The sequence below is a fragment of the Nocardioides nitrophenolicus genome, assembly GCF_016907515.1.
Taxonomy (GTDB): domain Bacteria; phylum Actinomycetota; class Actinomycetes; order Propionibacteriales; family Nocardioidaceae; genus Nocardioides; species Nocardioides nitrophenolicus.
The window spans coordinates 1,154,332-1,165,395 of the sequence record NZ_JAFBBY010000001.1; the positions used below are offsets into that span (position 1 = coordinate 1,154,332).

Annotated in this window: 12 protein-coding genes; 3 read left to right on the plus strand and 9 right to left on the minus strand. The window is 74.2% G+C overall.

The genetic code is table 11. The annotated features are described in order from the left end of the window. Window positions 1-4 precede the first annotated feature (4 nt). The 6 genes from JOD66_RS05610 to JOD66_RS05635 all read right to left on the minus strand — a co-directional run bounded on the left by JOD66_RS05610 (window position 5) and on the right by JOD66_RS05635 (window position 6,473). Window positions 5-616 carry a hypothetical protein gene (locus JOD66_RS05610; RefSeq protein ID WP_204835939.1) on the minus strand — a complete coding sequence of 204 codons (612 nt, stop codon included), beginning with the start codon at window positions 614-616 and terminating at the stop codon, window positions 5-7. 83 nt (window positions 617-699) lie between these two features. Next, window positions 700-1,503 (minus strand): xanthine dehydrogenase accessory protein XdhC, encoded by an 804-nt coding sequence (xdhC, locus tag JOD66_RS05615; RefSeq protein ID WP_204835940.1) that lies wholly within the window; start codon window positions 1,501-1,503, stop codon window positions 700-702. A gap of 2 nt (window positions 1,504-1,505) precedes the next feature. After that, complete coding sequence (gene xdhB / locus JOD66_RS05620; protein ID WP_204835941.1) at window positions 1,506-3,740, minus strand: xanthine dehydrogenase molybdopterin binding subunit; 2,235 nt, start codon at window positions 3,738-3,740, stop codon at window positions 1,506-1,508. Beyond that, entirely contained in the window at window positions 3,737-5,158 is a 1,422-nt protein-coding gene (locus JOD66_RS05625; protein ID WP_204835942.1) for a xanthine dehydrogenase small subunit, read from the minus strand. The genes xdhB and JOD66_RS05625 overlap by 4 nt, the downstream gene beginning before the upstream one ends. A gap of 11 nt (window positions 5,159-5,169) precedes the next feature. After that, window positions 5,170-5,817, minus strand: coding sequence for a LysE family translocator (locus JOD66_RS05630; protein ID WP_204835943.1), 648 nt, complete (start codon window positions 5,815-5,817; stop codon window positions 5,170-5,172). A gap of 65 nt (window positions 5,818-5,882) precedes the next feature. Next, complete coding sequence (locus JOD66_RS05635; protein ID WP_204835944.1) at window positions 5,883-6,473, minus strand: TetR/AcrR family transcriptional regulator; 591 nt, start codon at window positions 6,471-6,473, stop codon at window positions 5,883-5,885. Between the two features lie 57 nt (window positions 6,474-6,530). Here JOD66_RS05635 and JOD66_RS05640 point away from each other — a divergent pair, with 57 nt between their 5' ends. After that, on the plus strand, window positions 6,531-6,989 hold the full coding sequence (locus JOD66_RS05640) for an SRPBCC family protein (protein WP_204835945.1): 459 nt from the start codon (window positions 6,531-6,533) through the stop codon (window positions 6,987-6,989). A gap of 47 nt (window positions 6,990-7,036) precedes the next feature. On the opposite strand, the gene JOD66_RS05645 is transcribed toward JOD66_RS05640, so the two are convergent. Further along, the gene (locus JOD66_RS05645) at window positions 7,037-7,669 is read right to left on the minus strand and encodes a maleylpyruvate isomerase family mycothiol-dependent enzyme (RefSeq protein WP_204835946.1); all 633 of its coding nucleotides are present in this window, start codon (window positions 7,667-7,669) and stop codon (window positions 7,037-7,039) included. Then, window positions 7,666-8,565 (minus strand): ArgP/LysG family DNA-binding transcriptional regulator, encoded by a 900-nt coding sequence (locus JOD66_RS05650; protein ID WP_204835947.1) that lies wholly within the window; start codon window positions 8,563-8,565, stop codon window positions 7,666-7,668. Before JOD66_RS05650 ends, JOD66_RS05645 begins: the two co-directional genes overlap by 4 nt. Before the next feature lie 81 nt (window positions 8,566-8,646). On the opposite strand from JOD66_RS05650, the gene JOD66_RS05655 reads away from it, so the two are divergent. Beyond that, a complete protein-coding gene (locus tag JOD66_RS05655) occupies window positions 8,647-9,297 on the plus strand; it encodes a LysE/ArgO family amino acid transporter (protein WP_204835948.1) in 651 nt (216 codons plus the stop codon). Window positions 9,298-9,349: 52 nt separating this feature from the next. Then, a complete protein-coding gene (locus JOD66_RS05660) occupies window positions 9,350-10,576 on the plus strand; it encodes a PucR family transcriptional regulator (protein WP_204835949.1) in 1,227 nt (408 codons plus the stop codon). A 7-nt stretch (window positions 10,577-10,583) separates the two neighbouring features. Here JOD66_RS05660 and JOD66_RS05665 read toward each other — a convergent pair whose 3' ends face one another. Then, window positions 10,584-11,063, minus strand: a complete 480-nt coding sequence (locus JOD66_RS05665) for a (2Fe-2S)-binding protein (RefSeq protein WP_204835950.1) — start codon at window positions 11,061-11,063, stop codon at window positions 10,584-10,586. Window position 11,064 lies beyond the last annotated feature (1 nt).

An 11,064-nucleotide genomic window follows, 5' to 3' on the forward strand; every position in this document is an offset into this window, starting at 1 on the left:
TCCATCACTCCTGGTCCAGCGAGCTGGGCTTCTCGAGGGTCGGCGCCGTGACCTTCGGCACCGGCTGGTTCCCGCGGTCCGGGAAGGTGTCCTGGCACTCCTCGAGAACCGCACGCTGGGCGCCTTGGATCTCGGTCCCCTGCGCCGTGAGCTCGGGCGGCAGGGTGGTCTCGGGGTACTCGCCTCGGCTCAGCGCATCCTCGGCGTCCTGCTTCCACTCCCGGAGCGCGCGGTAGTAGGACACCTTGACGGTGGCCTCCTCCTCCACGAGCGCCGCGACCTCGTCGTCGGTGATGTCGGCGAGCGCGGCGTCGTAGACCTCCTGCACCTTGTCGGGATCGAACTCGGTGGCCGCCCAGATCTCGCTGTTCAGCACGACGTCGGTGTAGACCTCGCACGACGCCTGGTGCGCGCCCTCGCGGGCGTCGTCGCCTTCGGAGTCGTCACCCCGGACGACGAGGGCGACCACGCCGATCACCCCGAGCACCAGGACCAGGCCACCGGCGAGCAGCGCCAGCGTCAGGCCGGTCCGGGGCCGCTTCGGCGGCGGGCCACCGGGGACCGGCCAGGTCTGCGCGTACGGCGGCGGGGGCGGGGGCGGCGGGGGGTAGCTCATGGAAGGTGGGGGGTCCTTACGCGCGGTCGGCCCGCAGCGTGAGCGGGCCGTTGAAGGTTGAACCTAACCGCGGCCCCCTACCCTCAAACGCGGGCGCCCGCCTCCGTGAGCAGTTCCACAGCGACGGCCAGCGCGATCCGGGCGGGCTCCTTGCCGGTGACCGTCGGCGCCCCGATCGGGGTACGCACCCGGCCGAGCACGGGCTCGTCGTGGCCGAGCTCGGCGAGGCGGGCCCGGAAGCGGGTCCACTTCGCGCTGGACCCGATCAGCCCGATCGAGCCCGGCCGGTCCGAGCGGAGCAGGGCGTCGAGGAGGGCGAGGTCCTCCGCGTGGTCGTGGGTGAGCACCAGGACGTCGGCTCCGGCCGGCAGGTCGGCGACCACCAGCTCGGGCAGCACCGGCACCTGGTGGATGTGTACGTCGGCCGGCCCCGACCGCAGCGGAGCGAGCCGCGCGTCGCTGAGCTGGTCGGGCCGGGAGTCGACGAGGTGCAGCTCGAGGTCGTGCCGGCTGAGCAGCAGGGCCAGCTCGAAGCCGACGTGGCCCATGCCGAAGACCGCGACCGCCCGTCGTACCGGGACGGGCTCGTAGAGCAGCGTCACCTCGCCACCGCAGCACTGGACGCCGTGCTCGGCGGGCGCCCGGTCGGAGAGGTCGTGCCGCTCGGTCAGGGCCGCGGCGGCGGGATCGGCGAGCAGGACCCGCGCCCGTCGTACGGCGACCTCTTCGAGGTTGCCGCCGCCGATGCTCCCCCAGGTCGCGTCGGGCGAGACGACGAGCTTGGCACCGGCCGCACGCGGCGCGTGGCCGCGGACCTCGGTGATCGTGACCAGCACGCCAGGGGTGCGGGTGTCGCGGAGGTGCTGGAGCGCGCGCAGCCAGTCCATGCTCAGCTCCTGACCCGCTCGATCGCCCACCACACCGCCTCCGGTGTCGCCGGGGAGGCGAGCTCGACGCTCACCCCTGGCGGGCCGAACCCGGCGACCGCGTCGCGCAGCGCCTCGCGCACGGAGAACGCAAGCATCAGCGGCGGTTCCCCGACCGCCTTGGAGCCGTAGACCACGCCGTCCTCGGTCGCCCGATCCAGGAACGTGACCCGCAGGTCGGCGGGCAGCTCGGACAGGCTCGGCAGCTTGTACGTCGATGCCGCCTGGGTCGCGAGCCGCCCACGGCCGGGTCCGTCGGAGCTGTCCCAGCGCAGGTCCTCGAGCGTCAGCCAGCCCAGTCCCTGCAGGAAGCCGCCCTCGACCTGGCCGAGGTCGCTGAGCGGCGAGAGGCTGTCGCCGACGTCGTGGACGATGTCGACGCGGCGCACGTCGTAGGCACCGGTGAAGCCGTCGACCTCGACCTCGGCGGCGGCGACGCCGTAGGCGAAGTACTTGAACGGATGGCCGGTCATCGTGGTCGCGTCCCAGGACAGGCCCTCGGTGCGGTAGAAGCCCGCCGCCCACAGCTGGACCCGGTCGAGGTAGGCCTGCCGGACGAGGTCGTCCCAGGCGGCGGTCGGGCCCAGCCGCTCGCGGACCGGCGCGATCCGCGCGAGGATCTGGTCGCAGGCGTCCTTGACCGCCGCGCCGTTGAGGTCCGCGCCCGAGCTGGCCGCGGTGGCGGAGGTGTTGGGGACCTTGTCGGTGCGGGTCGGCGCCAGCCGGACCCGCTCGACCGGCAGGGCCAGCGCCGTCGCCGCGACCTGCAGCATCTTGGTGTGCAGCCCCTGGCCCATCTCGGTGCCGCCGTGGTTGATCAGCACCGAGCCGTCCTTGTAGACGTGCACCAGCGCCCCCGCCTGGTTGAACGAGGTGAAGTTGAACGAGATCCCGAACTTCACCGGCGTGATCGCCAGCCCCCGCTTGCGGTGGGGGCTCCCGGCGTTGTGGCGCTCGACCTCCTTGCACCGCACCGCGAACTCGCTGGTGTCGAGCACCTGCTTCCAGGCCCGGGCGAGGCGCTCGGCATGCCGCACCGGCTGGCCGTACGGCGTGGCCTGGCCCTCGGCGTACAGGTTGCGGTGGCGCAGCTCCTCGGGCGCCAGACCGAGCGCCGGGGCGCACCGCCCGAGGACGTCCTCGATCACCAGCATCCCCTGCGGCCCGCCGAAGCCGCGGAAGGCGGTCTGGGAGGTGGTGTGGGTGCGGGCGATCCGGCCGGCGACGCGGACGTGGGGGATCCAGTACGCGTTGTCGACGTGGCACAGCGCCCGCGAGAGCACCGGCTCGGAGAGGTCCAGGCTCCAGCCGCCGCCGGAGGTGAGGGTCGCGTCGAGCGCCCGCAGCCGGCCGTCGTCGTCGAAGCCGACCCGCCAGGTGGCGTGGAAGCCATGGCGCTTCCCGGTCATCGTCAGGTCCTGCTGGCGGGTCAGCCGCACTCGCACCGGACGCCCGGTCAGCGTCGCGCCGAGCGCCGCCACCGCGGCGTACCCGTGGGGCTGCATCTCCTTGCCGCCGAACCCGCCGCCCATCCGCAGGCACTGGACGGTGACCTGGTGACTGGCCAGGCCGAGCACGTGGGCGACGATCTCCTGGGTCTCGGTCGGGTGCTGGGTGCTCGCCTGCACGAGCACCTGGCCGTCGTCGGCGACCCGCGCGAAGGAGGCGTGGGTCTCGAGGTAGAAGTGCTCCTGCCCGGCGAGCTCGGTGACGCCCTCGAACACCCGGGCGCTGGCGGCGAGCCCGGCCTCGACGTCGCCGCGCTCCATCGTCGGGCGCGCGCCCTGGAAGGAGTCGGCGGCGATCGCGTCGGCGATGGTCACCAGGGACGGCAGCGGGTCGTACGCCGCCGCGACCGCCTCCGCGCCCAGCCGAGCGGCCTCCAGGGTCTCGCCCAGCACCCAGGCCACCGCCTGACCGTGGAACATCACCTCGTCGGGGAACAGCGGCTCGTCGTGCTTGGTGCCGGAGTCGTTGACTCCGGGGACGTCGGCGCCGGTCAGCACCCGCACCACACCGGGGATGTCGTACGCCGGCGCCGGGTCGAGGCCGATGAGGCGGGCGTGGGCGTGGGGCGCCTGGACCGGGTGGGCGTGGAGGACGCCGGGCGCACGCAGCGCGAGGTCGTCGGTGTAGAGCGCACGGCCCGTGACGTGGAGGGCCGCCGCCTCGTGGGGGCGCCTCTCGCCGACGCTCACGACCGCGCTCCTTCCTCGACTTCATCGACCGTCGTCGCCAGCAACCGAGGCAGGGCCCGCGCCAGCATCGCCGTGCGGTAGGCCGCGCTGGCACGGTGGTCGTCGAGCGGCGTGCCGGTGGCGGCGAGGGCGGCCGCCGCGGGCGCGATGCCGTCGGGTGTCCAGGCGGCGCCGACCAGCGCCTGCTCGGCGGCACTCGCCCGGATCGGCGTCGCGGCCACTCCCCCGAGTCCGATCGCCGCGCGCCGCACGGTGCGGGCCGACGGGTCGAGGTCGATCGCGAAGGCCACCGCGACCGAGGAGATGTCGTCGAAGCGGCGCTTGGCGATCTTGTGGAAGGCCGTGGTCGCGGCCAGGGGCAGCGGCACCCGGACCCGCGCGACCAGCTCACCGGGCCGGCGGACGCTGCGACGGTAGCCCGTGAAGTAGGTCGTGAGCGGGACGGTGCGCTCCCCCACCGTGGAGACGAGGACGACCTCCGCGTCGAGGGCGAGCAGCGCGGGCGGCAGGTCGCCGATCGGCGAGCCGGTGCCGAGGTTGCCGCCGAAGGTCGCGCCATTGCGGATCAGCCGGGACGCGAACTGCGGGAACACCGCGTCCAGCAAGGGGACCCGGCCCGCGAGCCGGCGTTCGACCTCGCTCAGCGACAGCGCCGCACCGATCTCGACCACGTCGTCGGCGACGCGCAGCCCGCGCAGCTCGTCGAGCCGGTCGATGGCGACCAGCAGGGCCGGCCGCGCGCCGCGCAGGTTGGCCTCGACCCCGAGGTCGGTCGAGCCCGCGACCGCGACCGCGCCGGGCTCGGCGAGGACGGTCAGGGCCTCGTCGAGGCTCGTCGGGCGGACCCAGCCTGCGCTGCGCTGGGGCGGGACGGGCGGCGGGGCGCTCGTCGTACGGCGGGCGAGGGGGTCGTCGGGCGCGGCGGGACCGAGCGCCTCGGCGGCGTCGACGATCGGGCGGTAGCCGGTGCAGCGGCACAGGTTGCCGGAGAGCGCGTGGTGGTCGAAGGAGTCGCGGCCCGGGCGGTAGTACTCGGCGGCCATGCTGCACACGAAGCCGGGCGTGCAGTAGCCGCACTGGGAGCCGCCCCGGACCGCCAGCTCGTGCTGGACCGGGTGCAGCGCCTCCGGCGTACCGAGTCCCTCGGCGGTGAGCACCTCCTGGCCCGCCAGGGCGGCCGCCGGGAGCAGGCAGGCGTTGAGCGCGGTCCACTCGGTCGGCGCGTCGACCCCGGGCCGAGCGAGCAGCACCGCGCACGCACCGCACTCCCCCTCGGCGCAGCCCTCCTTGGCTCCGGTCAGCCCGAGGCCCCGCAGCCAGTCGAGGGCGGTCACCGGCGGCTGGGCGCCGACCAGCGCCCGGGCGGCTCCGTTGACCGTGACGGCGGCGCCCGGCCAGGCGGCCGGATCGGTGCGCATCGCCTCCCAGGTTAGTGACTCTCGGCGGTCGCGAGGGTGATTCCGAGACCGACCATCATCACGCCGCCCGCGGCGCCCAGCGAGTCGAGCCGGGTCGGCTTGCGGGCGAACCAGTCGCGGGCCCGGGCCGCCAGCAGCGCCCAGCATCCGTCGGAGCACACCGCCATCACCCCGAAGAGCAGGCCGAGCAGGACCAGCTGGGGCGCGGCCGGCGCGCCGCCGTCGATGAACTGCGGCAGGAAGGCGACGAAGAACACGATCGTCTTGGGGTTGGTCGCGCCGACGACGAAGCCGGTGCGGACCGAGGCGAGGCCGCTGCCGGGCGCGACTGGCGTACCGACGCCGACCGCCTCCAGCGCGGCACGCGCGTCGGCGCGGTGCAGGATCGCGCGGACGCCGAGGTAGATCACGTACGCCGCGCCGGCCAGCTTGAGCAGCGTGAACGCCGTCGCCGACGCCGCCACCACCGCCCCCAGCCCGACCGCCACCAGCACCACCTGCGCGACCAGGCCGAGGGCGTTGCCGACGACCGACAGCAGCGCGTCGCGGCGCCCGACCGTGAGCGCGCGGCCGATGGTGAACAGCAGGCTCGGCCCCGGGACCTGGATGAACAGGAAGGAGGCGATCGCGAAGGCGGCGAGCTGGCTGGTGGAGGGCATGGCGGAAGTATCCGCCCCGGCGCCGGGCGGGCGCGAGCGGATTCCGTCCCGTGGGCCGAGGGCCGTCAGTCCAGCACCGCCAGCGCGAGCCGGCGGGCCACCTCCAGCTGCGCGTCCTCGCCGAAGAGCTGGCGCCGGGTGTTGCCGGCGACCAGGTAGGCGTCGATCCGGAAGGCGCCCTCGGCCGGGTCCGCCACCCCGGCGGCGGCGAGCTCGCGCTCGAGCAGGTTGAGCCACTCGCGCTTGAGGGCGCGGACGGCCTCCGCGACCGGACCCTCGCGGCGCCCGAACTCGGCGGACGTGGCCGCCACGAAGCACCCTCCCGGGAACACCCCGGCCCGCTGGTAGGCGACCCACGCGTCGAGTAGCGCCGCGAGCCGGTCCCGCCCGGGCGCGGCTCCCCAGGCCGGGGCGATCACCGTGTCGACGTACACCCGACGGGCCTCGGCGACCGCGGCGACCTGGATCGCCTCGCGGGTGCTGAAGACGGTGAGGATCCCGCTCTTGCTCAGTCCCGTCGCCGTCGCGAGCCCGCCCACCGAGATCGAGTCGAGCCCGTGGGTGGTCGCGATGTCGGCGGCGCAACGCGCCGCCCGGCGCCGGGTCGCGTCACCGCGCGCCCGCCGCCCGTCCGTGCTGCCCGCCTCGCCCGTCACCCGACAAACTATACGACCGACTGGACGTAAATCGCGATCGCGGCTACCGTCGCCGGCATGGACCAGCTCGAGGACACGATCGAGATCGACGCCCCGCCCGCCACCGTGTGGGCCCTCGTCAGCGATGTACGCCGGATGGCCGAGTGGAGCCCGCAGGTCACCTCCACCCGGATCAAGGACGGCACCGAGCCCGGCGCGGACGTCGCCTTCACCAACCGCAACCAGCACGGCGAGCTCACGTGGACCACCCACGCCCGGATCCTCCGGTTCGAGCCGGAGCAGGAGATCGCCTTCCGGATCGAGGAGAACTGGGCGGTGTGGTCCTTCCACCTCGCTCCCGCCGCCGACGGCACCGGCACCCTGCTCACCCAGCGCCGGGACACCCCGGACGGCATCTCCGAGCTCTCGCGGGAGCTGACGGAAGGCTTCCTCGGCGGGATGGACGCCTTCACGGCGTCGCTGCGCGACGGGATGCGACAGACGCTCAGCGAGATCAAGGCGACAGCGGAGGCCTGAGCGGTCCACGTGCTCCCACCGGCGCCGGCCGACCGGCCCGGACCGCCTCAGCGCTCGGCGAATCGCTCGCGCAGCGTGGCCACGCCCGGCCCGCCGAGCTGGTCGAGGACGGACGTGCGTCCCGCCGACACCAGCAGCAGGTCGAGCGCCCGCCCCTCGACCCGCGGACCCTCACCGTGGACCAGGTCGGCGTCGGTCGCGGCCAGGGTCAACCCGGCGAGGGTGCGCCGGGTGCCGCCCATCGACTCCGAGGTCCGCACCTGCCAGGCGAAGGCTGCGGCGACGGCCTCGTGATCGTAGGCGCGGGCAATGCCGAGCGGGCGGCGGATGTCCTCGCCGTGGACGATCTCCTCGACCACCCGGGTCACCCGCGGGGCCGGCGGCGAGCGGCGCAGGTCGACGGCGGCCCTCCAGCGCTCGAGGGTCTCGGCGGGGGTGGCGCCGCGCTCGCGGTCGACGCCGTCCTGGTTCTGCCGGTCGAAGTCGAACCGGGCCCGCGCCATGGTCAGCGCGAACCGAGGCACCGAGGTCTTGGCGACGTCGACCAGATGGGCCAGCACGTCGTGCACCGTCCAGCCGGCGCACAGCGACGGCGCCTCCCACTGCGCGGGCGTCAGCGACTCCAGGTCGGCGAGCAGAGCGAGGCGCTCCTGGCGCACGAACGGCCACACATCGGTCATGGCTCCTTCCTAGACGCCACCGCCGACACCGGCCGCAGGACCCGCGCCGCCCGGCGTACGTCGTCGGTGAGCGCGGCCAGCGCCGGGCTGTCCAGTCGCCACCGCTGCCAGTACAGCGGGACGACGACCGGGCGGGCGCCGGGCAGCCGGACCACCTCCTCGGCGGCCAGGCTGGCCGCGAGCTGGGGGTCGAGCAGCATCCCCCAGCCCAGACCGCACCGGATCGCCTCGTGGAAGTCGGCGGTGCTGGGGACCCGGTGCACGACCGGCGGGCGGCCGGCGCCGTGCTCGGCGAGCAGGTCGTCCTGCAGGTGGTCCTTCTCGTTGTAGACCACCAGCGGCACGGCCGCCCAGTCGACGCCGCGCCCGCGGCGGTGCCGCTCGACCAGCCACGGCGCGGCCGCGGGCGTGTAGCGGATGCCGCCGAGCTGCTCGACAACACAGCCCTGCACCGGGCGCGGCTCGTCGGTGACCGCCGCCAGCACCTCGCCGCGACGCAGCAGGTCGTCGGAGTATGCCTGGTCCTCCACGTGCAGGCGCAGCGCCGTGCTCGGCCGGTGGGCGAGCGCCGCGAGCACCGGCCGGAACCAGGTCGCCAGCGAGTCGGCGTTGACCGCGACCGCGAGCTCGACCACCTCGTCACCGCCGAGGCTGAGCGCGGCCTCGGCACCGAGGAGGCGCAGCTGGCGGCCGAGCCGCACCAGCGGCTCCCCCGCCGGCGTGACGGCAGCGGGCGTCGTGCGGCGCACGAGGACCTGGCCGGCCGCCTGCTCCAGCGCCCGCACCCGCTGGCTCACCGCGCTCGCGGTGACGTGCAGCCGGCGCGCCGCCGCCTCGAAGGTGCCCTCCTCGGTGATCGCGACGAGCGTCTCGAGCTGAGCGGGGTCGAAGCGCATGGAGTCGATCTTAAGTTGTGCTCATGTTCGTGAAGGAAGATTCGCTGTTCTTCACCCGCGGCGCCGCCTAGGTTCGAGCCCGTGCTTGCCCCCGCCCTCGCCGGCCTGCTGACCACGGCGACCCTCATCGTCGCGATCGGCGCGCAGAACGCCTATGTCCTGCGGCAGGGCCTGCTGCGCTCCCACGTCGGCGTCGTCGTGCTGATCTGCGCAGCGTCCGACGCGATCCTCATCGCCGCCGGCATCGCCGGCGTCGGCGCGCTCGTCGACGAGACCGGCTGGGCGCTGGTGCTGGTGCGCTGGCTGGGCGTTGCCTTCCTGCTCTGGTACGCCGTCGGCTCGCTGCGCCGCGCCGCCCGGCCGGAGTCGCTGGCCGCCGCCAACGGCACCGGCGGAACCAGTGGCGCCACGGGCACCGTCGCCACCGTGACCGAGACCCGGCGCAGCGTGGTCACCCGCACCGTGCTGCTGACCTGGCTCAACCCGCACGTCTACCTCGACACGCTGCTTCTCATCGGCTCGATCGCCACCGCGCACGACGGCGGCGAGCCGGCCGGTCGCTGGTGGTTCGGCGTCGGCGCGGCGCTGGCGAGCCTGCTCTGGTTCGGCGGCCTCGGCTTCGGGGCTCGGCTGCTCGCCCCGCTGCTCGCCCGCCCCCGGTCCTGGCAGGTGCTCGAGCTGGTCATCGCGGCCACCATGGTCCTGGTCGCGGTGAAGCTCGCGCTCGGCTGAGCGCCTCGTCGCACCAACGGAAGACCAGCCTGCGCGTGGCTACCGTCGACGGATGCTCTCGGACGCTCCCTCCTCTCTCACCTCCCCTCTCGATCCTGCTCTCGACCCTCCTCATGACTCCCCACTCCTCACGACCCCCGAGTTCGACCGGCTGCGCCTGGCCGAGTGGTTCGAGGCCCGCCTCGACGACCTGGCGGCCGACGCCACCCGAGCGATCTGGGCGGCGGTGCCGGCGTACCGCACCAGTGGGCTCGAAGGTGAGGTAACCACACACTGCCGACAGATCTTCGCGGTCTTCTCCCGCACCGTCCGCGAGGGCCGCGATCCCGACCTCGCCGACTTCCCCCAGACGACCGGTCACGCCCAGAAGCGGGTCGAGGTCGGCGTGCCGCTGGCCGACTTCCTCAAGGCGTTCCGGATCGGCCAGCTCAGGATGTGGGAGAGCCTGCAGGCGTATCCCGCCCAGGGCGCCGAGCGGGAGGCGGTGCTGATCACCCTGGTCTCCCACGTGATGCGCACCATCGAGGTCGGCAGCTCCGCCGCCGCGGCGGCGTACCACGAGGCGCAGCAGTACCTGATCGCCGACCTCGAGCGCACCCAGCGCGACACCCTCGAGCGGCTCCTCGACGGGCAGCCGCTGCTCGACCAGCACCGCACGACGCTCGCCCACGTCGGCCTGGGCGGGGTCGACCCGGCGTACGTCGCGATCGTGGCGACGCCCGGACCGGCCGCTCGCCCGGCGTTCGCCGCGCACGCGCCCGGCATGTACGTGGTCCGCCATCACGAGCTGGTCGGCCTGGTCCCCCTCGACGCCGACGTCCAGCGGGTCGCCAAGGAGCTGGCCGCGACCGGCGTCGACGCGATGATCGGCACCAGCCTCCCGCACGGCGGGTACGACGCCGCGCCGGACGCCTACCGCGAGGCGCTGCTCGCCCACGACACCCTCGAGGGCCGCCCCGGCCTGCTCGCCTTCGACGCCATCTCGCCGCTGAGCTATCTGGTCCGCCGGCCCGACCCCACCGTTCGCAAGCTGGTCCGGCCCGAGATCCTCGGCTTCTTCGGCGACGACCTGGCCGCCGACGGGACCTATGCGGACTCACTCGAGGCGTACGTCGCACACGACCTCAACGCGAAGGAGGCCGCGCGGGCGCTGCACGTCCACGTCAACACGGTCTACTACCGCCTGGAGCGGATCGCGCTGAAGACCGGCGCCGACCTGCACCGCTTCGAGGACGTGGTGGAGCTGCTGGTCGCCGTCCGGGCGGTGCGGATGTCGTGATCGCGCGCTACATCCCCGCGGCGCCGGCCCTGATCGCCTCCCGGATCCGCGGATAGGTGCCACAGCGGCAGACATTGCGGATCGAGTCGAGGTCGTCCTCGGTGATCGCGCGCCGCTCCGCGCGCACCCGGTCGACCAACGCGACCGCCGCCATGATCTGGCCGGGCTGGCAGTAGCCGCACTGGGCGACGTCGTGCGCGAGCCAGGCGTCCTGCATCGGGTGCAGCCCGTCGCCGGGCGCGGTGTCGGCGAGCCCCTCGATGGTGGTGACCTCGTCGTCGGGCCCGATGGCGCCGACCGGGACCGAGCAGGGGTTGAACGCCTTGCCGTTGAGGTGCGACGTACAGGCCTTGCAGACGTTGATCCCGCAGCCGTACTTCGGCCCGGTGACGCCCAGGACGTCGCGCAGGACCCACAGGATGCGGACGTCGTCCTCGACGTCGACCGTCACGGTCTCGCCGTTGAGCTGGAAGGTGTGCTTCGGCATG

Coding starts and splice junctions, on each gene's coding strand:
- JOD66_RS05660 (WP_204835949.1), top strand. CDS start 9,350: ATGCTCTCGGACGCTCCCTCCTCTCTCACCTCCCCTCTCGATCCTGCT.
- JOD66_RS05640 (WP_204835945.1), top strand. CDS start 6,531: ATGGACCAGCTCGAGGACACGATCGAGATCGACGCCCCGCCCGCCACC.
- JOD66_RS05625 (WP_204835942.1), bottom strand. CDS start 5,158: ATGCGCACCGATCCGGCCGCCTGGCCGGGCGCCGCCGTCACGGTCAAC.
- JOD66_RS05665 (WP_204835950.1), bottom strand. CDS start 11,063: ATGCCGAAGCACACCTTCCAGCTCAACGGCGAGACCGTGACGGTCGAC.
- JOD66_RS05610 (WP_204835939.1), bottom strand. CDS start 616: ATGAGCTACCCCCCGCCGCCCCCGCCCCCGCCGCCGTACGCGCAGACC.
- JOD66_RS05630 (WP_204835943.1), bottom strand. CDS start 5,817: ATGCCCTCCACCAGCCAGCTCGCCGCCTTCGCGATCGCCTCCTTCCTG.
- JOD66_RS05650 (WP_204835947.1), bottom strand. CDS start 8,565: ATGCGCTTCGACCCCGCTCAGCTCGAGACGCTCGTCGCGATCACCGAG.
- xdhC (WP_204835940.1), bottom strand. CDS start 1,503: ATGGACTGGCTGCGCGCGCTCCAGCACCTCCGCGACACCCGCACCCCT.
- JOD66_RS05645 (WP_204835946.1), bottom strand. CDS start 7,669: ATGACCGATGTGTGGCCGTTCGTGCGCCAGGAGCGCCTCGCTCTGCTC.